This is a genomic window from Nocardia sp. CA-135398 (genome assembly GCF_050955845.1).
GTDB lineage: Bacteria > Actinomycetota > Actinomycetes > Mycobacteriales > Mycobacteriaceae > Nocardia.
Genome location: NZ_CP192084.1, coordinates 465,428 through 489,582, shown reverse-complemented (window position 1 = coordinate 489,582; position 24,155 = coordinate 465,428). Strand labels below are relative to the sequence as shown.

Annotated in this window: 18 protein-coding genes and 1 tRNA gene; 11 read left to right on the top strand and 8 right to left on the bottom strand. The window is 65.6% G+C overall.

Features of this window, described 5'->3' with window-relative positions; translation table 11 throughout:
• Nucleotides 1-16: 16 nt before the first annotated feature.
• The 6 genes from ACQP1T_RS02140 (at nucleotide 17) to ACQP1T_RS02115 (ending at nucleotide 9,310) form a co-directional block, all read left to right on the top strand.
• Nucleotides 17-1,252: a hypothetical protein gene (locus ACQP1T_RS02140; protein ID WP_433758269.1), complete on the top strand. Its 1,236-nt coding sequence runs from the start codon at nucleotides 17-19 to the stop codon at nucleotides 1,250-1,252.
• Nucleotides 1,253-1,318: 66 nt separating this feature from the next.
• Nucleotides 1,319-1,392 (top strand) — tRNA-Pro (locus ACQP1T_RS02135).
• Between the two features lie 487 nt (nucleotides 1,393-1,879).
• A complete protein-coding gene (locus ACQP1T_RS02130; RefSeq protein WP_433758268.1) occupies nucleotides 1,880-2,587 on the top strand; it encodes a GntR family transcriptional regulator in 708 nt (235 codons plus the stop codon).
• A gap of 9 nt (nucleotides 2,588-2,596) precedes the next feature.
• Complete coding sequence (uca, locus tag ACQP1T_RS02125; protein ID WP_433758266.1) at nucleotides 2,597-6,244, top strand: urea carboxylase; 3,648 nt, start codon at nucleotides 2,597-2,599, stop codon at nucleotides 6,242-6,244.
• Nucleotides 6,241-7,974 (top strand): allophanate hydrolase, encoded by a 1,734-nt coding sequence (gene atzF, locus ACQP1T_RS02120; protein ID WP_433758265.1) that lies wholly within the window; start codon nucleotides 6,241-6,243, stop codon nucleotides 7,972-7,974. Before uca ends, atzF begins: the two co-directional genes overlap by 4 nt.
• Before the next feature lie 97 nt (nucleotides 7,975-8,071).
• The gene (locus ACQP1T_RS02115) at nucleotides 8,072-9,310 is read left to right on the top strand and encodes an FAD-dependent monooxygenase (protein ID WP_433758263.1); all 1,239 of its coding nucleotides are present in this window, start codon (nucleotides 8,072-8,074) and stop codon (nucleotides 9,308-9,310) included.
• A gap of 622 nt (nucleotides 9,311-9,932) precedes the next feature.
• Here the strand turns inward: ACQP1T_RS02115 and ACQP1T_RS02110 are convergent.
• From ACQP1T_RS02110 to ACQP1T_RS02100, 3 genes are all read right to left on the bottom strand, one after another.
• Nucleotides 9,933-11,393: a catalase gene (locus ACQP1T_RS02110; RefSeq protein WP_433758261.1), complete on the bottom strand. Its 1,461-nt coding sequence runs from the start codon at nucleotides 11,391-11,393 to the stop codon at nucleotides 9,933-9,935.
• Nucleotides 11,390-11,839: a Fur family transcriptional regulator gene (locus tag ACQP1T_RS02105; RefSeq protein ID WP_433758260.1), complete on the bottom strand. Its 450-nt coding sequence runs from the start codon at nucleotides 11,837-11,839 to the stop codon at nucleotides 11,390-11,392. Before ACQP1T_RS02105 ends, ACQP1T_RS02110 begins: the two co-directional genes overlap by 4 nt.
• A 612-nt stretch (nucleotides 11,840-12,451) precedes the next feature.
• Nucleotides 12,452-13,744 (bottom strand): AAA family ATPase, encoded by a 1,293-nt coding sequence (locus ACQP1T_RS02100; RefSeq protein WP_433758259.1) that lies wholly within the window; start codon nucleotides 13,742-13,744, stop codon nucleotides 12,452-12,454.
• Between the two features lie 668 nt (nucleotides 13,745-14,412).
• On the opposite strand from ACQP1T_RS02100, the gene ACQP1T_RS02095 reads away from it, so the two are divergent.
• Together ACQP1T_RS02095 and ACQP1T_RS02090 are read left to right on the top strand one after the other, a co-directional pair.
• The gene (locus ACQP1T_RS02095; RefSeq protein WP_433758258.1) at nucleotides 14,413-15,648 is read left to right on the top strand and encodes an APC family permease; all 1,236 of its coding nucleotides are present in this window, start codon (nucleotides 14,413-14,415) and stop codon (nucleotides 15,646-15,648) included.
• A gap of 509 nt (nucleotides 15,649-16,157) precedes the next feature.
• Complete coding sequence (locus ACQP1T_RS02090) at nucleotides 16,158-17,507, top strand: serine hydrolase domain-containing protein (RefSeq protein ID WP_433758257.1); 1,350 nt, start codon at nucleotides 16,158-16,160, stop codon at nucleotides 17,505-17,507.
• Between the two features lies 1 nt (nucleotide 17,508).
• Here the strand turns inward: ACQP1T_RS02090 and ACQP1T_RS02085 are convergent, their stop codons facing one another.
• Complete coding sequence (locus tag ACQP1T_RS02085; RefSeq protein ID WP_433758256.1) at nucleotides 17,509-18,024, bottom strand: PaaI family thioesterase; 516 nt, start codon at nucleotides 18,022-18,024, stop codon at nucleotides 17,509-17,511.
• Entirely contained in the window at nucleotides 18,021-18,914 is an 894-nt protein-coding gene (locus ACQP1T_RS02080; protein ID WP_433758255.1) for an oxygenase MpaB family protein, read from the bottom strand. Before ACQP1T_RS02080 ends, ACQP1T_RS02085 begins: the two co-directional genes overlap by 4 nt.
• Before the next feature lie 76 nt (nucleotides 18,915-18,990).
• On the opposite strand from ACQP1T_RS02080, the gene ACQP1T_RS02075 reads away from it, so the two are divergent.
• A complete protein-coding gene (locus ACQP1T_RS02075) occupies nucleotides 18,991-19,611 on the top strand; it encodes a TetR/AcrR family transcriptional regulator (protein WP_433758254.1) in 621 nt (206 codons plus the stop codon).
• A gap of 288 nt (nucleotides 19,612-19,899) precedes the next feature.
• Here ACQP1T_RS02075 and ACQP1T_RS02070 read toward each other — a convergent pair whose 3' ends face one another.
• Nucleotides 19,900-20,811, bottom strand: coding sequence for an aminotransferase class IV (locus ACQP1T_RS02070; protein ID WP_433758253.1), 912 nt, complete (start codon nucleotides 20,809-20,811; stop codon nucleotides 19,900-19,902).
• Nucleotides 20,812-20,877: 66 nt separating this feature from the next.
• Nucleotides 20,878-21,297 (bottom strand): nuclear transport factor 2 family protein, encoded by a 420-nt coding sequence (locus ACQP1T_RS02065; RefSeq protein WP_433758252.1) that lies wholly within the window; start codon nucleotides 21,295-21,297, stop codon nucleotides 20,878-20,880.
• 93 nt (nucleotides 21,298-21,390) lie between these two features.
• Here ACQP1T_RS02065 and ACQP1T_RS02060 point away from each other — a divergent pair, with 93 nt between their 5' ends.
• Complete coding sequence (locus ACQP1T_RS02060) at nucleotides 21,391-22,014, top strand: TetR/AcrR family transcriptional regulator (protein ID WP_433758251.1); 624 nt, start codon at nucleotides 21,391-21,393, stop codon at nucleotides 22,012-22,014.
• 332 nt (nucleotides 22,015-22,346) lie between these two features.
• Here the strand turns inward: ACQP1T_RS02060 and ACQP1T_RS02055 are convergent, their stop codons facing one another.
• Nucleotides 22,347-23,318, bottom strand: a complete 972-nt coding sequence (locus tag ACQP1T_RS02055; RefSeq protein ID WP_433758250.1) for an alpha/beta fold hydrolase — start codon at nucleotides 23,316-23,318, stop codon at nucleotides 22,347-22,349.
• A 71-nt stretch (nucleotides 23,319-23,389) separates the two neighbouring features.
• Between ACQP1T_RS02055 and ACQP1T_RS02050 the strand changes: the two genes are divergently transcribed.
• Nucleotides 23,390-24,133: a helix-turn-helix domain-containing protein gene (locus tag ACQP1T_RS02050; RefSeq protein ID WP_433758249.1), complete on the top strand. Its 744-nt coding sequence runs from the start codon at nucleotides 23,390-23,392 to the stop codon at nucleotides 24,131-24,133.
• Nucleotides 24,134-24,155: the final 22 nt, after the last annotated feature.

Sequence of the window (24,155 nt, the reverse complement as noted above, 5' to 3'; positions counted from 1 at the left end):
TCAGGCAGGGGATAGTGTGAGTGATCTCGACGACCGGCGCGAATCCGGTACGCCGTATCAGCAACAGCCTTATGGCGCAGAGCAATTCGGCTCTGCGCCGGGACAGCCCCGCCCCGGGCAGTCCGATGCCGTGCAGTCGGGGGACGACGCGTCGCACGGCACGTTCGGCGCGCCGGTCCAGCTCGATCCGGCCGTACTTTCGCCGTTCGGTCCCGAACCCACGGCCACACTGTGGAACGGCGGCGCCGCACCAGCGCCGCCGATGACGTGGCAGCCCGAGCAGCAAACCGCAAGTGCCCCTGGTCAATTCGATCCGGCCCTGCAGTGGACGCCGCAATCCGCTCCGGCATGGCAGCCGGGCTCGGCGACGCAATTCCAGCCGGGTGCAACACCATCCGGACCGTATGGCGGGATGCAAATGCCGCTCGGCCCGGGCGGTGCGAATGCGCTCTTCGGTGACCGATTCGCATCGGAGTTGGCTGCCGCGTCGAGCGGGAGCCGTCCGAGCCACGGGCGACGCGGCGCATGGATCGCCGCCGCGGTCGCGACGCTCGTGGTCGCGGGCGGTGCGACGGCGGCGATCGTCACGGCCAACCACGGATCGGATGACGCGGCGGCACAGAATCCAGTTCCGTCGATGGTGAGTGCACTCACCCCCACGGGTTCGCATAGGTCAACCCAACCGAGCACCACCACCAAGGCTGCCCCCGCCAATAACGAGGCCCCGGTCGTGCCCGGTTACCAGGTTGTGGTGGCCTCGGACCTCGGAGCCGCCTATGACGTACCCCCCGACTGGACGGTGGCTCCCGACGGCAAGGTCGGCGGTTTCGGCGAGCCGCCCAATGCCGTCACCGGTAAGGGACTGGCCACCGATGGGAAGGGCTACTGCCCCGGCTCGACCCGCACCGTGGCCTTCCTGACCGGCTCCGATGACACCGATTCGGCGACCGCCGCAACCGAACTCGGCACCAGAACCGCCAAGATCGCCTACACCAACTCACCGGGCGGCACACCCGGCGCCGCCCAGCCGCTGCGCTCGCTCGACGGCTCCCAGCAGGGCATGTTCGTCGAGACCAAGGGCACCGCGACAAAGGTCAATCCGGGCTGTGCGACGGACTATTCGATCTACACGTTCGCGACCCCGACCGATCACGGCAATTTCGTGATGGTGATCGCGGCCGACACAGGCGTCCCCAATGCCGTCGACGCGGCAACGGCGATGCGCATCTTCACCAGCATTCGACCCCATTAAGGCTGATTGACCTGCGGGTTTAACGTCTGGACCTGAGCTGTTGTAAGCTACTCCAGGTTCGCTTCACGGGGTGTGGCGCAGCTTGGTAGCGCGCTTCGTTCGGGACGAAGAGGTCGCAGGTTCAAATCCTGTCACCCCGACTCGTGGTTGAGACGAATGGCTCCGCCCCCGGCCCGCACAGGTCGGGGGCGGAGCTGTTTACGCTGGCTGGCCCGGCGGTCCGGGGTCGGCCACCACACCGCGCAGGCAATGACCGCTAGTAGCCCGCAGACTAGGGCGAGCAAGCCAACGATCACGAACGCATCCATCCATACCTCCCGAGACTTCTCGTAGGTGCACCCGGCGTCGCGACGGATCGGCACCGACCGGCTGCCCGCGAGTGCCCGGCTGTCATCAGCCTGCTGGGACAATGTGTCCTGCGATGGTGCGGCGACGTTGCCAAGTGTTGCTGTCTGCTCCCCCTCACTGTGCACCGCCGGTGCGAAATTCCGGAAGGCGGCGCGCCGATGGAATGCGCGATGGTTCCGATATGTCCCCGGTCGTCCCATATGGGTGGTGAGCAGAGTCTTACCGCTTGCTAACGTGCGGTCATCTCGACGAAACGCGAGGTCCATAGCGTATACACGCATGTCGACACGGTTGGCCACACTGGCGGATGCGGCGGGACGGCCGCTGCGGGACGTTGTCTATACGACTTTGCGCGGCGAGTTGATGAACGGTGATATCCGGTTCGGCGAGCGGCTGACCGAGCCCAAGCTGTCGACCCGGTTCGGTATCTCGCGAACGCCGGTCCGGGAAGCGCTGACCATGCTGTGCTCGGACGGGCTTTTGCAGCGGGAGGAATACGGCTTCACTCCGGTGCGGCCGAGCATTCCGTTGATCCGGGACCTGTACGAGCTGCGAATCACCTTGGAGCTCGGCGGAATTCAGCGGGCCATCGATAATCCGGCGATCGTGCACGATCATGCGCTGCTGACCGCGGAGCGGGCGGCCTGGCTGGCCCTGCGGGCGGATCCGCCCGAGCAGGAGCCCGGTTTCGTGGTGCGGGACGAGGAGTTCCACGTCACCCTGCTGACGGCGGCGGGCAATGCCGAGCTGGTGCGCTCACTGAAGGCGGTGAATTCGCGGATCCGACATGTGCGGATGTACGACTTCATGGTCAACAATCGGATCGAGACCACCATCGCCGAGCATCTGGGAATTCTGGATGCCGTTCTGGCACAAGACCTTCCGCTGGCATATCGACTGCTGCACACGCACATCGGCGAATCGCTCGATGTCGTCCTCGATCGGGTCACGCGGGCGGTAGCCGCGATGTCCCTGGCAACTGAATAGGGAGTTTCGGTGACACTGGAATTCGATACGGTTCTGGTCGCCAATCGCGGCGAAATCGCCTGCCGGATCATGCGGACGGCGCGTGCGATCGGGCTGAAGACCGTCGCCGTGTACTCCGACGCCGATGTCGGTGCGGCGCATGTCGAAATCGCCGATGTCGCAGTGCATCTGGGGTCGAGTCCGGCGGCCGAGTCATATCTGCGCGCGGACCGGGTGATCGAGGCGGCGCTGTCGACAGGTGCTGGTGCCATTCATCCCGGATACGGATTCCTTTCGGAGAATGCGGATTTCGCGACGGCGGTGACCGATGCCGGTATCGCCTTCGTCGGGCCGACGCCGGAGCAATTGCGCATCTTCGGCGATAAGCACACTGCTCGCGAGACGGCCGAAGTCGTTGGGGTGCCGTTGATTCCAGGCACCGGCCTGCTCGAATCGGCCGAGCACGCGGTGGCCGAGGCCGAGCGCATCGGCTATCCGGTCATGCTCAAGGCGGTCGGTGGCGGCGGTGGTATCGGCATGCAGGCCTGCGGTAGTGCCGATGAGCTGCGGTCGGCGTATGCGCGTGTGCAGCGTTTGGCCGCGACGAATTTCTCCTCGACCGGCGTCTTCCTGGAGCGGTTCGTGGCGCGGGCCAGGCATATCGAGGTGCAGCTGTTCGGTGACGGTCGCGGACGTGTGGTGAGCCTCGGCACCAGGGATTGTTCACTGCAGCGGCGCAATCAGAAGGTGCTGGAGGAAGCGCCCGCACCCGGATTGGCGCCGGAGCTGTCGGAGCAGTTGCTCGCGGCGTCACGGGAGTTGGCCAGGTCGGTGGGGTACCGATCGGCGGGGACGGTGGAATTCGTCTATGACGTCGAGCGCGGTGCGGCCTCGTTCCTGGAGATGAATACCCGGCTACAGGTCGAGCATCCGGTGACCGAGGCGATCAGCGGGGTCGATCTGGTCGAGTGGATGCTGCGGCTCGCAGGCGGGGACAGCGCGATGGTCGACGACCTGCCCGAGACCGGACCGGCGATCAGCGGATGGGCCGTGGAGGCGCGGGTCTACGCGGAGGATCCGGGACACGATTACCGGCCGAGCGCCGGGCTGATCACATCGGCGACATTTCCGGTGGATACCGCGGTGCGGCTCGATACCTGGGTCGCGACCGGTACCGAGGTCAGTCCGTACTACGACCCGCTGCTCGCCAAGGTGATCGCGTCGGGAAACACCCGCGAGGCCGCCTTCGCGGGATTGACCGACGCGCTGGCCGCGACCAGGATCTACGGGGTCCAAACGAATCTGCCCCAGTTACGGGCGGCGAGTGCCGATCCCATGGTGCTGACCGCGGACCACGTGACGACGACACTCGCCGATATCCGGCCCGCCAGCCATCGCATCGACGTGTTGCGCGGTGGCACCATGACCACCATCCAGGATCATCCGGGCCGAATCGGCCTGTGGCAGGTCGGAATTCCGCCGTCGGGTCCGATGGATGACCTGTCGTTCACCCTGGCCAATATCGCCGTCGGCAACCCAGCGGGTGTGCCCGCGCTGGAATGCACACTCCAGGGACCACAGCTGCGTTTCGCCGATACGACCGTGGTTTGTGTGACGGGCGCTTCGACGCCGGTCACGGTGGATGGGCAACCGGTCCCGATGTGGCAGCCGGTGACCGTCCCGGCCGGATCGCTGCTCGATATCGGCGCACCGTCGGACGCCGGATTGCGCACCTACCTCGCGGTGCGCGGTGGCATCGATGCGCCGCTCTATCACGGCAGCGCCGCCACCTTCACCCTCGGCGGCTTCGGCGGCAGCACCGGTAAAGCCGTTGTCGCTGGGGACGTGCTCGGAATCGTCAGAGATCGGCCCGAACTCGCTGAGCCGCAAGCGGTTCCGCTCGACGAGCGGCCGGAATTCGGGCACGTCTGGCAACTGGCCGTCGGCATCGGACCGCAGACCGCACCCGCCTATTTCACCGATGCGGATATGGACCAATTCTTTTCGCACCCTTGGAAAGTCGGCAGTCACGCGAATCGCACCGGCATTCGGCTGGACGGACCGAAGCCGACCTGGTCGCGCACCGACGGTGGCGATGCCGGCCTGCATCCGTCGAATCTGCACGACAACCCGTACAGCGTCGGAACATTGAATGTCTCCGGTGATACCCCGATCCTGCTCGGCCCGGACGGTCCCAGCCTCGGCGGTTTCGCCTGTCCGCTCACGGTGATCTCGGCGCATCGATGGAAGCTCGGCCAGTTGCGTCCCGGAGATACCGTCCGCTTCGTGCCCGTCGACGATGACCGGGCCACCGCGCTGCGGCGTTCGAACACCGCCCGCGCCAAGGCCGAGCCCCCAACTGCGGCGCTTGGCCTGCTCACCGGCTCCCGCGCCCCGGTCGGGCTCGATGATCGCGGCATCCTCGGCACCGTCGCGGCGGGCGCGGATCGTCCGCAAGTCGTCTATCTGCGCGGCGGCGATGACAACATTCTGGTCGAATATGGCCGGATGGTGCTGGATCTCGGCCTGCGGATGCGGGTGCACGCACTCGCGCAGGCACTGGCGGGCACCGGCCTGCCGGGCATCATCGATGTGACGCCGGGTGTCCGTTCGCTGCACATCCATTTCGATCCCGAAGTGCTGCCGCAGTATCGGCTGCTGGGCACACTGACCGATCTCGAATCCGAACTGCCCGCGACCCACGACCTCGTGGTGCCCAGTCGCACCATCCGATTGCCGCTGTCGTTCGACGACCCCTCGATTGCCGAGGCCATCGATCGCTACCGCAGCGGGGTCCGCGATACCGCGCCGTGGCTGCCCTCCAATACCGAATTCATCCGCCGCGTCAATGGACTCGACAGCGTCGAGGATGTCCGTGCCGCGGTCTTCGATGCCGAATTCCTGGTGCTCGGCCTCGGTGATGTCTATCTCGGTGCGCCACTTGCGGTTCCACTCGATCCGCGACATCGGTTGGTCACCACCAAGTACAACCCGGCGCGCACCTGGACGCCATCGGACGCGGTCGGCATCGGCGGCAAGTACCTGTGTGTATACGGCATGGCATCACCGGGCGGCTATCAGCTGATCGGCCGTACGGTGCCGATCTGGTCGAGCTACCGGCAATCCACGCCGTTCGAAACAGGCACCCCGTGGCTGTTCCGATTTTTCGACCGCATCGTCTGGGAGCCGGTGACTCCCGAGCAGCTGCTCGAACAGCGCGCGGCCGCCGCGGCCGGGCGTTTCGACGCCGAGGTCAGCGATGGCACCTTCGCACTCGCCGACCATCTGCGGCTGCTCGCCGAAAATGGCGAAGCCATAGCGGAATTCGAGACCCGACAGGCCATCGCCTTCGAGGCGGAGAAGCAGGCTTGGCGTGCCGCAGGGGAATTCGAGCAGAGCTCGACCGTCAACGCGCCGGAACCCATGACCGACCCATTGGCCGGATTGCCGCCGGACGCGACCGTGGTCACCGCACCGATGATCGGCAATGTCTGGCGGGTGGAGGTCGAGGTAGGCCAGCGCCTCGGCGCTGGCGATCCGGTGGCCATCCTGGAGGCGATGAAACTCGAACTGCCGGTGCACAGCCCGGGTACCGGCACGGTTCTGAAAGTGCTGGCCACACCAGGCGCGAAAGTGGAACCGGGAACCCCACTAGCAGTGATCGGAGCCGCCGAATGACCGCAGGCGTCCTAGGCAATACCGAACTCCATGGCACGCCCACCGCACGGGTAGCCGCCGCCTATCGGCGGATCGCGGAGGTCGATCGGCCGGAGGTGTGGATCACGCTGCGCGCCCAGGCCGATGTGGCCGCCGAGGCCGCGGCCGTCGAGCAGCGGCTCGCCGCAGGTGAATCCTTGCCGCTGGCCGGGGTATTGGTCGCGGTGAAGGACAATATCGATGTCGCGGGACTGCCGACCACCGCGGCCTGTCCCGAATTCGCCTACACCGCGAAGGTCACCGCGGCGGCGGTCGAGCGCCTGGTCGCGGCGGGCGCACTGGTTCTCGGCAAGACCAACCTGGATCAGTTCGCAACCGGGCTGGTCGGTACCCGCAGCCCATATGGCGCGGTACGCCACGCGCACGATCCGGAGTTGATTTCCGGCGGTTCCAGTTCCGGATCGGCGGTTGCCGTGGCGCTGGGTATCGCGGATATCGGAATCGGCACGGACACAGCCGGTTCCGGACGCGTCCCGGCCGCATTGCACGGAATCGTCGGCGTCAAGACGACTTTGGGGATCATTCCGGCGCACGGGGTGGTTCCGGCGTGTGCGGACTACGACGCCGTGACGGTCTTCGCTACCGACCTCGACGACGCGGTCGCGGCGGCGGCGGTCATGGCCGGACCGGAATCCCGGGATCCGCGCAGCCGGTCCTGGCCCGCCGATGTACCGCTCGCCGCGCCGCAGACCATCCGGCTGGCCATCCCGCGCGCCGCGGATCTCGACGCGCTCAGCGACTCGTACCGAGATGCGTTCGCCCGCACCGTATCCGCCGTGACGAAGGCCGGGATAACGACCGATGAGGTCGATATCTCCGGGATGCTCGATGCCGCACTCCTGCTCTACGACGGCGCGATCGTGGCGGAACGCTATGCGGCCGTCGGCGCATTCCTCGATACCGCACCGGCGAGCGCCGATCCGACCGTGACGGCGATCATCAATGCCGCGCGAACGACGACCGGTCCCGGATTCGCGGCCGATCTGGATACCTTGGCGCGGGCCAAGGCCACGGCGGCGCGGACACTGCGTGGCTTCGCCGGACTGCTGTTGCCGACGACCACTGAGCATCCGAGTATCGCTGCGGTACAAGCGGATCCGTTCGGCATCAACCGCCGCATGGGCACCTTCACCAACTTCTGCAATCTGCTGGATATGGTGGCCATCGCCGTCCCCGGCCAACCGACCGCGACCGGCGCGCCGTTCGGCGTGATGGTCGTTACGCCCGCCTTCGCCGATCAGGTCGCCATCGATATCGCCGCCCGCATCATCGGCGAGGACAACGCCCCGACCCTGGTCGAAGACGGTGTCGAGCTGGCCGTCTTCGGAGCACATCTGCGTGGTCAGCCGCTGCACTGGCAATTGGAGGAGATCGGCGCGCGGTTCACCGGCGAAATCCGTACTACCGACGCCTACCGACTGACCGCACTGGACACCACGCCCGCCAAACCGGGACTGGTGCGCCACGGCCCGGGCCTCGGGGCGCCGATCCTCGGCGAGTTGTTCCGGGTATCGGCGGCGGGACTCGGTCGCTTCCTTGCCGCGCTGCCCGCGCCGATGGCACTGACCAGCATCGAATTATCCGACGGACGTGCGGTTATCGGCTTCGCGTGCAGCTACGACGCCGCCGGTACCGCCACCGATATCACCTCGTTCGGCGGGTGGAAGGCCTATTTGCAGAACCAGAACTAGTCGCTGACTCAAACGTCTTACACATTTGTACTAGACAAGCGTGCAACTCGTCTGTTAGACATATGTGCAAGACATTCGAGCCAGTGAGGAACAGATCATGAGCAACACCAACCCCGCCACCGTCGGCCCCCGCGTCCTCGTCTGCGGTGGCGGCGTCGGCGGCAACGCCGTTGCCCTGCAACTGCTCCGGGCCGGGATCCAGGCAACCGTGGTCGAACGGGCGGCCGCGCCCCGGCCGGGCGGACAAGCCGTGGATCTGCGCGGTCCGAGCGTCGAGGTAGCGGAGCGAATGGGGCTCATGCCAGGTATCCGCAAATCCCAACTGGACGAGCGCGGCATGGTTTTCGTGGACGGCGAAGGCAAGGAACTGCTGCGCATGGGCGCGGAGGTCTTCGAGGGCAAGGGCGCGGTCGCCGAGATCGAGATCACCCGCGGCGACCTGAACCAGGTGCTGCTCGATCAGCTCGACGAGGCGGGCGGCGTGGACTACCGCTACGGCGAATGGGTCACCGAGATCAGCCAGGACGGCGCGGGCGCGGATGTCACCTTCGCCTCCGGCGGCACCGAGCGGTTCGACATCGTGATCGGCGCGGATGGACTGCATTCCGCGACGCGGCGCCTGGTCTTCGGCCCCGAGGAGGATTTCTCCACATACCTCGGCGGCTATATGTCCTTCTTCACGCTGCCCACGCCCGACTACGCGGAGCCGCACTGGATCACGATGAATTCCCTGGTCGGCGCGACCGGTGTCGGACTGCGTCCGGATTTCGATCCGGCCACCTGCAAGGCGCTGGTCGTCATTCGCGACGCCGCGAATCCGGCGCTGCGTCGTGATGTCGCGGCACAGCAACAGCTCATCCGCGAGCGACTGGCCGACGGCGGCACGATCGCCAGCACCGTCAGCGATGCCATGGCGACCGCCGACGACTTCTACTTCGACGAGTTGGCTCGCATCGACGTGCCGAACTGGTCCAAGGGCCGCGTGGTGCTGCTCGGCGACGCGGGCTATTGCGGGTCGCCGCTCACCGGTCAGGGCACCGCGATGGCACTGGTCGGCGCCTACGTCCTGGCGGGTGAAATCGCTACGCACGCAACCGATCCCGAAACGGCGCTGGCTCGCTACGAAGAGGTGTTGCGGCCGTTCGTCGCCACCGCGCAGGAACTGCCGCCCGGCGGCCTGCGGTCGATGACGCCCAAATCCCGCTTCGGCATCCGCGCTGGGCTGTTCGTCAGCAGGCTGATGACCACCAAGATCATGAAGCCGCTCATGATGAAGATGCTCACCAAGACCGAGAGCTACGAACTGCCCGACTACTCGCTCCAGCAGGTCGGCTAACCGCTCGAGGCCCGGGCCGGGCCGGTCACCCCTCGTGAACCGGCCCGGCCACATACACCCTTGGATGGGATCGTCGGCGCGCACCGAATGGTTACCTTCGGCAGCGGCGACTGATTCGCCGGTCAGCTCCGGGAAGAGCCATCCGAAGTGGTTGCCCCCGATAAAGCGCCAGCCGGGACGGTCACCCCTCGTGGACCGGCCCGGCTGGCACTACCCCCGTAACGCGACCTGTTACCCCTCGTGAACAGGTCGAGTCCGGTTCCCCACCCCCGGTGGTGGCTTGTGTTGCGGTGTTGACACAAACAATGCCGTCGCGGGCTTGTTGGGCACTTAAGAAGACCTTGCAGGTGAAAAACCACCAGGTAGTCGCGCTATTTGTGGAAGTTCCCGAAAAGTTTGCGGCGCGGTGGCGCGAATCAGCGGATGATGGAGGATGAGGGCGCCAAGGAGAATGGGAGCGGCGATGGAAACCGTGGTTGTCTGGGTGCTGGCCACCTTGCTCTATTGGTGGGGCCTGTTGTAGTTCCGAGGCCTGGGGCCCGCGGAATCCTGCCCCCGCATAACGAAAGCTCCGCCTCCGACCGAAATGGTCGGGGGCGGAGCTGTTTTCGGACCTGAGTTATCAGCCGTCCAGTCCGGCGCGGACACCTTCCTCGACGCGCTTGCCGAGCTCGGCGTCCACGTTCTTCCAGTACTCGAAGACACGGGACAGCACCGGCTCGCGCACACCGCCGAGCACATGGCCGACGATATTGTGCACCAGGCGATCTCGCTGCTCGTCGTCGAAGACCTCACGGACCAGGGTGCCCGCCTGGGTGAAATCACCGTCCTCGGCGTGCTCGATATAGCCAGCGCGTACGACCGTCGGCTCGAACTCCCAGACGCCGCCATCGGGCGCCCGCTCCGGATCCGCGTGCGGGCCACCGAACGAATTCGGCGCGTAGACAGGCACATTCGCGTCGTTGTAGTCGAAGCGCATCGCGCCCTCCTTGGCGTAGGAGTTCACCTCCGCGGCCCGTGCGCGGTTCGGCGGCAGCTGCGCGTAGTTGGTGCCGATCCGGTAGCGGTGCGCGTCCGCGTAGGCGAATACCCGGCCGAGCAACATCTTGTCGGGCGAAAAGCCGATGCCGGGAACGATATTCGAGGGTTCGAAGGCGGCCTGCTCGATATCGACGAAGTAGTTGCCCGGATTGCGGTTCAGGGTCCACTTGCCGACCTCGATCAGCGGGTAGTCCCGATGCGACCACACCTTGGTCAGGTCGAACGGGTTGAAGCGGTAGCTCTCGGCCTCGGCGACCGGCATGACCTGCACATACAGGGTCCAACTCGGGAATTCGCCGCGCTCGATCGCGTCGTACAGATCGCGGCGGTGGTAATCGGCGTCCGCACCGGCGAGGCGATCGGCCTCGGCCTGGGTCAGGTAGTCGATGCCCTGATCGGTCTTGAAGTGGTATTTCACCCAGAAGCGCTCGCCCGCGGCATTGATCCACTGGTAAGTGTGCGAGCCGTAGCCGTTCATGTGACGGTAGGTCTTCGGGATGCCGCGGTCGCCCATCAGCCAGGTGACCTGGTGCGCCGTCTCCGGACGCAGGGTCCAGAAGTCCCACTGCATATTGTGATCGCGCAGACCGCTGCCGGGCAGGCGCTTCTGCGAACGGATGAAATCGGGGAACTTTATCGGGTCCTTGATGAAGAAGACCGGCGTGTTGTTGCCGACGAGATCGTAGTTGCCGTCCTCGGTGTAGAACTTCACCGCGAAACCCCTCGGGTCGCGCCAGGTGTCGGGGCTGCCCTGCTCGCCCGCGACGGTGGAGAACCGCGCCAGCGATTCGGTCCGCGCACCCGGCTGGAAGAGCTCGGCCTTGGTGTAGCGGCTCACGTCATTGGTCACCACCAGCTCGCCGTATGCGCCCGCGCCCTTGGCATGCACGATCCGCTCCGGCACCCGCTCCCGGTTGAATTGGGCGAGCTTTTCGATGAGGTAGTGGTCGTGCAACAGGATCGGCCCCTGAGTGCCCGCGGTGAGCGATTCGTTATCGCTCGATACCGGCGTTCCGGTGTTGGTGGTGGTCGGCTTGGTCATCGGCGGCTTCCTTCGCTGAGAGGCTGGGTACGGCAAGTCGGGCACAGACCCCAGAAGACGACCTCGGCCTCGTCGATCACGAACCCGTGCGCGTCCTCGGGTTCCAGGCAGGGGGCTGCACCCACGACACAGTCGATATCGACGACCGTGTCGCAGTTTCGGCACACCAGGTGGTGATGGTTGTCCGCGACCCTGGTCTCGTACAGCGCGGTCGAACCGGCCGGTTCGATACGCCGCAGGAGTCCCGCGTTCACGCAGGCCCGGAGCACGTCATAAACGGCCTGCGTGGATACCGAACCCAAAGCTTCACGGACGGTGGCGGCCACCCGATCGGCATCCGAATGCGGCCGGGCGTCGACCGCATTCAGCACCGCGATCCGCGGGGCGGTAACCCGCAGACCGGCCGCCCGCAGCCGTTCGCGCGGATCAGTGAGGTTGGTGTGCATGCATCCGATGGTTATCGCTTTTCTTGAATTAGTCAAGAAATTGGCTCACTCAAAACAATGCGCTGCTGCGCGGGTCAGCCACGGATGTGGCGGCAGTCACGGAGGAGTCGGTCTGCTGGGCGCTTCGATACGCAAGCGGCACACATGGCGGGAACTCCGGGACGCCCGGGACACCCCTCGAGGACAGAGATGTGGCGCACCTCTGGGGCGCAGATAGCGCGCGCTCAGGAACACCGGTGACATGCCCCTGAGGACAGAAATGCCGAGCACCTCGAATACGCAGATCCCGCGCTCCACTGGGACGCAGATCGCGCGCGCCTCCAGAACGCAGACGACCGCGCACCTCCAGAAACGCCGGTGACACCCTCGACGACGGAGATGCCACGCATCCCTCTTTTGACGCAAATGACGCGCGTCTGCAGGAACACCAGTGCCGCACACTCTAGGACCGAATCCCGTGCACCTCGAGGCGCGGATGGCGGCGCGCCTCGAGGAGGCAGGCATGCGCCACCCTTACGGCGCAGACGACGCGTATCTCTGGGCGCCGATGATGCGTCCTCGGCCGGATGGTGTGGGGGTTGGTATCGGGCGAGCGGTTCGGTTATGCCGGTTTCAGGAGCGGAACTTCTTGGCTCGCATGTACTTTGCGAGTTCGTCGTAGGTGCCGTCGCCATTGGCGAATTCGATTACGTTGCGGGCGGATTCGAACCAGGGGCCGGCGCTCGGCTTGATCTGGCTCAGCGCGACTTCGATATCGGCCATGCCGACCGGGCGCACGGTGCCGGTGCTGATCGAATCGGCCATCGCCAATTGCGTTGCCGAGGTACAGATGTGGGCCAGATCGGCACCGGAGAAGTCCTCGGTGCGGCGCACGATGGTCGGGAGATCGATGCCCGCGACGGGACGATCCTTCAGGTGGTAGTGCAGGATCGCCCGGCGCGCCTCCGGGTCCGGCAGGCCGACCAGGATCATGCGGTCGAATCGGCCCGGTCGGCGCAGGGCGACATCGAGGTCCCATGGGTGGTTGGTCGCGCCGAGGATGTAGACGCCGTCGTTGCTGCGGGTGGCCGAATCCATTTCGTTGAGTAGCTGATTCACCACATTGCGCATCCAGGCCGAACCCGACATCTGACTGCGCTTGTGCCCGAGGGCGTCGACCTCGTCGAGGAACAGCACACAGGGCGCCTTCCGGCGGGCCATTTCGAAGACCTCGTGCAGATTGCGCTCACCGGAACCGTGATAGATATCGAGGATGTCAGCGATTTCGATCGGATAGAAATTCGCGCCGAGCTCACCGGCGACCGCCGAGGCGATGAAAGTCTTACCGCAGCCGGGCGGGCCGTAGAGCAGCAGTCCGCCGCGCGCGGAAGTGCCGAACGCCTTGGCGAATCCTGGATTTCGGATCGGGCCGAGCAGGGTGAGTTCGAGCTGACGCTTCACATCCTGCATGCCGCCGACATCGGCCAGCTTGACGGTGGGCTTTTCGAACACGCCGACATCGGAGTCGGTGACGAATTCGCGCGAGCCCTCATCGATGAATGCGGGGGCGACGATATCGCCGAGCTGCTCTTCCGCGGCCGCCCAATCATAGTGCGGTGATGGATCTTTCGCATCATCCCGTGCCGAAGGCGGCGAAGGTGCGCCGTCCGTCTGGGTCGATCGAGTTTCGCTCGGAACCTGAGCGTCGGGCGTACCACCGGAGAGCGCGATCGTGCACTGCTGCAACAACTCCAGCACCCCGGCATGTCCCGGTTCCTGGGCGAGCGCAGTCGCACACTGAGCCAGCGCTTCGGCATGGCGACCACGGTCGATCAGCAGCTCGATCACCCGCACCCGCAGCGCAAGCACCTCCGGACTGCGCTCCAGAGCGGCCAGCATTTCGGTCAGCACCAGATCCTCGGACACGCCGATCCCCCTCTTCACCTCATGAGCTCGTCGATTCTAGATTGCGAAGCGCGAGTCCGTATCGGCTCGACCCGCCACCCACGGGCATGTCAGTTCCCCGCCGAGCCACTACATCGCACACAGTCGATGAGGTGTTGGCGCTCGAGGATCCGGTGTTGCACAAGCTCGTCGACGTACTCGAGCTCATCGGGAGCCACGACTTCGACGATCTGCCTGCGCGAGGCCGCCACACAGGCAGGCCCGTACCGCACTGGTGGATATCCCGTGCCGCACTGGCAGCTCCGTTGCGCAGGTCCGCCCTGAACAGGCAGGTCCACGCGACAAAGGCAGGTTCTCGCTGCACAGGCGGCTGGGAATTCAATCTCGTCGACGGATCTCGGCGTGACCCGACCAGGCGATTTTCGTAGTACGCATCACATCCGAATTCGTGGAATAGATCCGGGCGGCGGACCGTTGATCACCTCTGTCGGCGTCCGGACAGCCCCGGGCCTCACCCCATTCGTCGCTACGAGCGACCACTCGCCGAGAGGCGCTTGTGGGACGTCGGCACCCGAGTCGTGACGTTGGCGTGGCGTCCGGCGACTCAGCGCCGCCAGGTTTACCGACCTGGCGGCGTTTCGCATTTCGCTCGACTCGTGGTCGACCGCGATGTGGTCGATGATGCAGCCATGGCAACGCACGGCGACGCCCTCCGTCGCAGGCTCGGACTCACCGACTCGGTGGTCATCGGGCTCGGGGCGATGGTGGGCGCGGGCATCTTCGCCGCGCTTGCTCCCGCGGCGGAGGCGGCGGGTAGTTGGCTGCTGCTCGCCTTGGCGGTGGCCGCACTGGTGGCGTACTGCAATGCGACCTCCTCTGCTCGCCTGGCGGCGCGGTATCCGGTCTCGGGCGGGACGTATGTGTATGGACGCGAGCGCTTGGGTGCCTTCTGGGGATACCTCGCCGGGTGGGGATTCATCGCGGGTAAGACCGCATCCTGTGCGGCGATGGCGCTGACGGTGGGCGGTTATGCGTGGCCGGAACATGCACGGGTCGTCGCGGTCGCGGCAGTTGTCGCGATCACCGCGATCAATTACACCGGTGTGCAGAAATCGGCGCTGGCCACCCGGATCATCGTGGCGGCGGTACTGGCCGTGCTGGTGATGGTGGTCGGGGTGGGATTGTTCGGAAACCATTCCGCCGCAACAGCTCTGCCGGACCGGATCGGGCCGCGCGGGGTCCTGCAGGCCACGGGATTGCTTTTCTTCGCCTTCGCGGGATATGCCCGCATCGCCACCCTCGGCGAGGAGGTGCGCGATCCGCGACGCACGATTCCACGGGCCATCATGATCGCACTCGGACTGACGCTGGCGGTCTACGCACTGGTGGCGGTGGCCGCGCTGGAGGTACTCGGGTCGGCGGGGCTCGCGCATGCGATCGATCCGCTGGCCAGGGTCGTCTCGACGGCCGGGGTATCTGGGCTGGCCCCGGTGGTCCGGGTCGGTGCGGTGCTGGCTGCGGCCGGATCGCTGCTCGCACTGATACTCGGGGTGTCGCGCACGGTGCTTGCCATGGCACGCGACAGATATCTGCCGGGGGCGCTGGCAGCGGTGCACTCGCGCTTCGGTGTGCCGCATCGGGCGGAGCTGGCGGTCGGTGCGGTGGTCGCGGTCATCGCGGGGGCCTTCGATTTACGTGCGGCCATCGGGTTTTCATCGTTCACGGTGCTGGTGTACTACCTGATCGCGAACATCTCGGCGGCGACCTTGACCGAGGCGGAGAATCGTCCGGCGCGCTGGGTGCCGCTCGTCGGCGCAGCGGGGTGCGTGACCGTCGGGATGTCGCTACCCATCGGTTCGGTGCTGAGCGGACTCGCGGTCCTTGGCGTGGGCGCTGGCTGGTTCGCGGTACGTACACGCCGCTGACGTCGGGTCGTCACGCCGCTCGGTTCGGCGCTGACCGGAGTCGCGGTCCATAGCGTGAGCGCTGGCTGTATCGCGGTGCGTAGAAACCGCTGACGTCTGGCTTGCCACTTCCACGCCGGTCGACACTGACCCGACTAGCCGTCCATAGCGGTGACGCTCGCTGTATCGCGGTGCGTAGAAACCACTGACATCTGGCTTGCCACTTCCACTCCGGTCGACACTGACCCGACTCGCCGTCCATGACAGTCACGCTCGTTGGCTCGCGGTGCACAGCCGCCGCTGACGTCGAGCTCTCACCTCCATTCGGTTCCGTGCTGACCGGAACCGTAGTCCTCGCCATGGGTGCTAATTGGTTCGCAGTGTGGACACGCAGCTGGTCCGAAGTGCGGATCGCTCAATGTGCGGTCGATACGTTGCGACCTCGACGGCACACCCGAGTTGGCAATTGACTGAGACACATTCAGCCTGTTGCCCGGTCTGGCGCGGTTGGGCGCGATAGCCTCATGCGCATGGGGCGCATCTACGGATTCCTGGCCGGAATCGCAGCGATATCGCTGGTTGCGGGAAGCGTTTTCGCCGGGGGTGCGCAAGCCGCGCCCACCGGGCAACTGTCATGTGCGGTGTCATCCGGGCGGGAACCGGAACGGGCGGCGCCGGAACAGGTCGGACTCGATTCGGGTCGGCTCGCGGCGGCACTGGAGTTCGCGAGCGGGCGTAACCGATTGAATGTCCAGGTTTTCCGGCACAATTGCCTGATCGGCGAGGGCCCCACGAACGATCAGACCGGCAATGTCGCCTGGAATATCTGGAGTGCGACGAAGAGCGTAGTTTCAGTGCTCGCCGGAATAGCCTGGGATCAGGGAAAACTCGATATCGAAGCGCCGATCGGCCGGTATCTGCCGCCCGGACTCGGTGATGAGCAGCATCGGTCGATCACCGTGGAGAACCTACTGACCGAATCCTCCGGCATGAAAGTGGGCGTGCTCACCGAGGGCGTCACCGGGGTGTTTCCGCTCGATCCGAATAGTGCCGTGCAGGCGCTCGGGGTGCCGTTGGACAATCCGCCGGGCGCGGCATTCAGCTACAGCCAGCGCAATGTCGACCTGCTCGCCTACGTCATCGAATTGGCCGTCGGGGAACCGTTGCAGCAGTTCGCACAGCGTGAGCTTTTCGATCCGCTCGGCATCGAACGCGGCGATTATTACTGGGCGCGCGACCGCGCCGGGCACACCTACGGGTATGCGCATCTGATGATCCCGCCGAACGATTTCGCCAAACTCGGGCTGCTGGTGAGCAATAACGGGAGGTGGGGCGGACGGCAAATCGTTTCGCGGACGTATCTGCACAGGGCGCGCCAACCGTCAGCGGCGAACGAGTGCTACGGCTATCTGTTCTGGATCGGACCGGGATGCGCCGAGACCGCCGACTACCTGCCCGCCGACATTTACTCGATGTCGGGACTCGGCATGCAGAACGTCTTCATCATGCCGAGCCTGGATTTGACGGTGGTGTGGACCGGAGTCTTCGGAAACGTCAGCAACGAGGGCATTACCGGAATTGTGCAGAACACCGCCGAGCTGCCGTACGAATTCTTCCGTCGACTGTTCGCGGCCTTCGAAGTCCGTCCGGTGCCCGATCCGGGTCCGTATATCGAGCCGCCGCTGCATCTGGATCCGAGGCGGTTCGTGGATACGGACCTGCTGCTGGCCGTTTTCGGCATCGGCCCTGCGGCGTATCCGGGCTGCAATGTCTTCAGCTGCCTGAATTACCCGTTGGCGCCGCCGTTCGCCGACACCGCACCCGGGTGCGCAATTCTGGTCTGCCTCGGTCCGGACCCACGCACGCCGGGCATCCGCTGAATCACACGCCGAAGAACGGGATATCGCCTTCCTTCGCGCCCTGCGCGAAGAAGTGATCCGGCGAGACCGTGATGAACAGAGCATTGCCCTCGGCAATGAGTTCACCGTCGTGCTCGAGGCGGGCGTGGATATGCAATTTGCGCTCGCCTTCGCGCCGATCGAGGATCGCGGTCACAATCATCGGCCGGTGCAGCGGTGCCGGACCCACATAGTTCACCTCCAGCTTGGCGGTGACCGCCGGAACACACATGGTGGTCGGCACCGTGCCGGACGCCTCGTCGAGTATCGCGGCGATGACACCGCCGTGCGCGACACCCGGTGCGCCCTGGTGCCGCTCGTCGAGGGTGAAATGGCCGATGACGCGGTCGTTTTCGAGATTCAATGCGATGCCGACGGCAGCCGGATTCCGTGGTCCGCAGCCGAAGCAGCCGTCCACATGCGGCGGCAGCGGGCCGTCGGGCATGGGGCTGTTCAAAGGATTCGGCGGGCGCACAACGCTTTCCGCGCTATCGCTCACGCCGCCTCCGCAGCACGTCGAATGTTGTTCATGATCTTATCTTTTCGACGCAATGCGACAACGCGGGTGATGGTGCGCACCGGTGGTGGTAGTACTCGATCGACGCCACGGATCACGGCGGCGTAGCGGCGCAGCCAGCGCTCGTCGTGCGCGGTCCATTCGAGGCCGAGCCGCTCGCGCAGGATCGGCGGCAGCACACCGGTATTCACCCATACCGCGAGCGGTCCGACGAAGCGCCACATGACGAGTTTCCACAGCCATGCCGGGATCGGCGCTTGTACGGGCGGTCGCGACATCGTCTGCAGCACGTCGTCGACGGTCGGGTGATGTTCGAGCCGTTCGCGCACGACCCGGTCGAACCATGTCTCGAAGGCCGAAAGATCCGCGGGCACAGCGCGTTCCGGCAGCCCGGCCAGTAGCGCGGTGTGCCGCCAGCCGTCGTACAGGTCGGCGCGCTGCGATTCGGTGAGTCCCGATCCGAACCGTGTCGCGACGATTTCGGAGGCCCAGTGCGCGGTGGCGAGGACGAAGAAGTAGGCCTCGGGTTCCCAGGCGTGATAGCGCCGACCCGCGTGATCGATACCGCCGATGCCCTTGTGCATGGCGCGGATATCGCGACCGTAGGCGGCGGAGTCGTCGCCGTAGAAGGCCAGGGCGAGGGTGGGCCAATACGAGCGGTCGAAGCGGCCGATTGGATCGGTTTTGAAGATCGAGTGTTCGGCCACACCAGAGCCGATCACTGGGTGCGCTACCTGCAGTAACAGTGCGCTCGGGGCGAGCATGATCAATCGCCAGTCCGCGGCGAGGCGGGCGGTCAGCGAATCCTTGCTCAGGCCGGGTAGGTCGGCGTGCGACGCATTCAGATCGGACGCTTCGGCGAGTCCGGTCATGGTCACCCCTCAATCAGGAATCAGTTGTCTCTCGAATCAAGCTAGATTCAGGAAACAAATGTGTCAAGATTGGCGGATGACGCGCACGTATGGCGGGGTATCGGCTGATCAGCGGCGCGCAACCCGGCGCGACCAGTTGCTGGAGGCCGCGTTCGAGGTAACGGCGACCGAGGGGGCGGCCGGATTGACCATCCGCACCGTCGCCAACGCCGCCGGACTGTCCACCCGCTTCGTATACGAGAGTTTCACCGATCTCGACGACCTGATCGGGGCCGCATTCGAGCTGGCTTTTCGCCAGTTTTCCAGCGCCGTCGGCGAGGCGGCCGCGAGCGCGGCACCGGATACTCGGGCGCAGGTCACCGCGGTGGTCGAGGCCATGGTGGATTTCTTCCTCGCCGCACCCGCAAAGGGAAAGATCCTGTCCACCAAGGCATATGGGCATCCGGCCGTTGCCGAGCGGCGGCTTGCGCGCTCGGAGGACGTGTCGCGCGCGTTCCGCGGGATCCTGTCGGCACTGGTACCCCACCGCGATCCGGACGATCCCGCCATCGACCTCACCGCCCGCTTCCTGGTCGGGGCCTTCGGCGACACCGTCACCGCCTGGATCCAGCAAGCCCTGCCCTACCCCCGAGACAAATTCGTGCACGACAACGTCGAACTCTTCCTCGGCACCATCGCCACCCTCGAGCACCTGTGATGCCACAGTCCCGCCCCGGAATCCCGCACTGCCGCACGCGGAGTATCCACTCTGTCGGACAGGCTCGAGGACGGCGCATAGCGCGCGACTACCTCGCACACCATAGAGCCTGTGCGAGGTAGGCACAGCTTGTGCGGAGCGCGTCAGAGCAGGGCGAGCCACCTACAGCGGTAGGGATGCGGAGCGAAACGCACTCTGCCGCACAAGTTCGAGGACGGCGCATAGCGCGCGACTACCTCGCACGCCATAGAGCTTGTGCGACGTGGGCACGGCTTGTGCGGGAGCGCCTCAGAGGGGGGTGAGCCAGTTGTGAGGGGTGGGGGTGTGGAGGGCGGCGGTGTGGCGTTTGCGGAGGGTTTGGGTCAGGGGGCCGGGGTGACCGTTGGCGATCGGACGGCCGTCGACCTCGGTGACCGGGGAGGTGCCGGAGGAGGTACCGGTTACGAAGACCTCGTCGGCTATGTAGAGCTCGGTGAGGTCGATGGTGCGTTCGACGGTCGGGATGCCGTCTTCGGCGGCGAGGGTGAGGATGGTGCGGCGGTTGATGCCGTCGAGGATGTCGCAGGAGACATCCGGAGTGATCAGGGTGCCGTTGCGGACGAGGAAGATATTGGCGGCGCTGAGTTCGCAGACGTGGCCGTTGCCGTCGAGGAAGACACAGTCGTCGTATCCGCTGTCGATGGCATCCTGCTTGGCGAGCACCGAATTGACGTACGCTCCATTGACTTTCGCGCGCGACGGAATCGCATTGTCCGGGATGCGCCGCCAGGGACTGGACTTCACGCGCATGCCGTCCTGAGGCACGATCGGCACCGCGTCGTAGACGAAGATGCTGACCTGGATGGCGCAGCCGCGGACCCGCGTGCCCGGAATCGATTCGACGACATGCACTGTCGCGCGGACGAATACGTCCTCGGTCGGCGCATTGGCCGCGATCAGGTCGATGATCGCCGTGCGGAATCGGGCGAAATCCCATTCGGCGGCGAACCGGTCGATGCCGATGATCTTGCAGGATTCCTCGAGTCGCCGGAAATGGTCGTCGAGCCGAAATGCGGTGCGTGCCGATCCATCCACATGCACCGGGAACACTGTGTACACACTGAGGCCGTACAGCACCGCCGACGATGCGACAGCGACGGAGGCCTTTTCCGCGTCGATGAGCCGGTCCCCGAAGTACACCTGTGGATAAGGATTCGCCATCGGCGCAGGCTAACAGTCGGCATCCGGGCGGGGCGACGGAATTTCGGACCGCCCGGGGCCGCCGGGTCAGTTATCCACAAGCCGGGCGAAGCGCGCGGTATCCATGTAGTCGCGGAACAGCGTGACCTTGCCGTCGCGAACCCGAATGACATTGACAGAGGTGCGAACTCGCGCCCGGTCGGCGCCGGGCACCGTCATATCCACCTCGTTCTCCACGAAAACCACCTCGGGATCGGCCGTTTCGTACACCTGTGGATAGATCCCGTGCACCTCGATACCGGAAATCCCGGACCAGCGCTGCGCGAGATGCGCCCGGATCTCCTCGCGCCCGACCAGCCGGGTCGGCATCCCGGGGATGACGAAGGGAATCTCGAATACCGCATCGGGGGCGAGCAGCTCGACGAATGCGTCGGCATCGCGAGCGGGCAGCTCGCGGAACATGCGTTCAACCAGCTCACGAGGGCTTTCCACCGAAGTCTCCACCATGAAAACACCTACTTCAATTAAGCGGAACGTTGACCCCGGTTATCATCCGGAACGATTGCCCCGTTTGTCAATGCCTCCAGTAAACTCGGCCTCGTGACCGAGCGCAGCGAGGGAACCACAGACATGGCACCACCGGTCGCCGCGGAGCCGAGCCACCGCGACCGCGAGGAACCGCGCCCGCTGCGCGCCGACGCGCGCCGCAATCGCGATCGGGTACTCGCCGCCGCCCAAGAGGCCTTCGCCGCCCACGGCATTTCGGTCCCACTCGACGAAATCGCCCGGCGCGCAGGCGTCGGCGCGGGCACCGTCTACCGCCACTTCCCCACCAAGGAAGCTCTTTTCGAAGCCGCGATCGTGGACCGCGTCGAGCGCATGATCACCGGCGCCCGCGAACTGGCCACCGCCCCCGACCCTGGCAAGGCCTTCTTCGACTTCCTCGACCGCATGGTCGCCGAGGGTACGGTCAAACGCGACCTAGCCGAAGCCGTAGGCACCGATGCCCCCGAATACCGCAAACCCGCCCATGCCCTGAACGTCGCCATAGCCGAATTACTGACCCGCGCACAACAATCCGGGGACGTACGACGCGACATCGATATCGATGACCTGATGCGCGTGGTAAAGGGCACCTTCCTGGCCGCCAACACCGCCAACACCACCGCTGAGCAACGCCGCCGCACCTTCGCGATCGTGTTCGACGGGCTTCGCCCCCACTGACCGGACCGCTTCCCCTTCTCGCTCCAACCCCAGATCGCCTGCGAACTCCACGCACAGTTATCGATGACGAGAAGCCATGAGCGCGAAGATATTTCCGCATCCAAGCGAACTGGATCCGCACCTGAGCGTATTCCCGCACGGCGCACGTTCGACCTTGCCCGAGCTCACCGCCCCCTGGCGTTCGTACAGGAGCACGACCACGACGCCGTATCGCATTGGCTGACACCAGTGCATTCCTCGCGAGCGCCGCTATCTCGACCTCTGATACGAAACTCTATGTGGAACAAGCCCGCTCGCCTCAACTGCACCTGTCGAAACGAGCGGGCAGACCGCTATCGGCTCGCACCGTCCCGATCGCCGCGGACTGTGTACAAATCGTGGCGCGGAGTGCGGCACGCCTCGATGATGATCTTGCGAGCCACGCGCCCCTCCGGGCTTGGCATGAGCGCGTAGTTGTGCGGAAGCCCCGGCCCCTCGTGGTAGTCGACCGGTATGCCCGCGGCTTCGGCGCGGCCGGTCAGGGCTCTGGCGTCGGACAGGACCATTTCGTGGGTGCCGCAGAAGATAGACAGGGGCGGGAGTCCTTCGAGAGGGCCGAACAGCGGGCTGACACGCGGGTCGCGCAGGTCGAGGCCGTCGGCGTAGATCCGCGCGATCTCGGCCATTCCGGGCCGTTGGTGCAGCGGATCGATCTGTTCGAGCGCGGGCAATGCCGGATCGGAAAGAGTGGCGTCCAACCATGCGGAGATCAGCACGAGCCGCGACGGTTGCGGCCCACCCTGATCGCGTACGGCATGTGCTGCCGCCAGCGTCAGCAGACCGCCTGCCGAATTGCCCATGACCACGGTCTTTCCGGAGCCGCGCTGCTCGATCGTGCGGGTGATTATCGCGGCGGTGGTGGCCACCATATCCGCGGCGCTGCCACGTGGGATCAGCGGATAGATCGGGACCACGACCTCCGCCGGAATGGCAGCGCCGAGTTCACGGACGAAACTCCAGTGCGGGCGCACGATCTCGGCGAAAAAGCCGCCACCGTGCAGGAAAACCACGGTTACGTCGGTGGGTCCGGCGGTCGGCGTTACCCGGAATACCGGCCAACCGTCGAGATCATCCCGGGTGACCGTCGCCGCCTTGCGCAGGAACGCCGGTGGCCGCACCTCTTTGACGCGACGGTCGCGCTTTTCCAGCGCCGCATGAACGCCTTCCGCGCTGCCGAGCATCTGCTTCTGGCCGCGTGATGCCAGCAGTGCGGTGATGGCTCTGGTCTGCCAGCTCGGCTTCGCGGCAACTCCCTCGGTTGTCATATCCGTTCATCTTCCTGTTTGTCGCGGCTCGCACCGGCTGATCGCGCCGGGCACCGATTAGCCTGACGAACATGACCGGTACCGCGCTTTCACAAACCTGCGGTGCGCCGGTGGTGTGGACACGGCCCGGGCATACCGGATATCTCGGTCCGGAACTGGGCGTCGGGATGCATGCCACGTCGATCGCATATCTGGGCCTGAGCCTGGACGGACCGTTCGCTGTGGAGACCGCGGCGGATGAGCCGATCATCACTCGCAGTGTGTTCATACCGGCTCGGGTACCAGCCCGGATTGTCTCGGATGGCCGGATCGCATTGCTTTTCGCCGAACCGGGCGGCGCGATGATCGCCGGGGTCACCACCGGATCAGGTAGCAATGTCGAGTCCGCGCCCGTCGATCCGAGCGCCGAAGCCGTCCTCATCACCGCCGCCCGCGCCGGTGTCGCCGAGCTGGAGCGCCTGATATCGATTCCGCAACCGGCCATCGACCCCCGCATCGCTGCCATCGTGCGCGACATTCGTGACGACCCGACCGCGCACATCCGCGCCGAGCACGCGGCCGATGCCGCCGGAATGTCGGAAACCCACTTCCTACGAACCTTCGCCGCACACACCGGAACCACATTTCGCCGCTACCGCCAATGGGCGCGGCTGCGAATGGTTTTCGCGAGCCTGGACGCCGGACACGACCTCACCCGCTGCGCCGCCGATGCCGGATTCGCCTCGCCTTCACACCTGAGCGAAACGTTCCGGCGCACATTCGGACTGTCGCTGACCGAACTACTCGGCTCATCGGTGACATTCGATATCCGATGACCGAAAAGCGAACGGGCCGTTC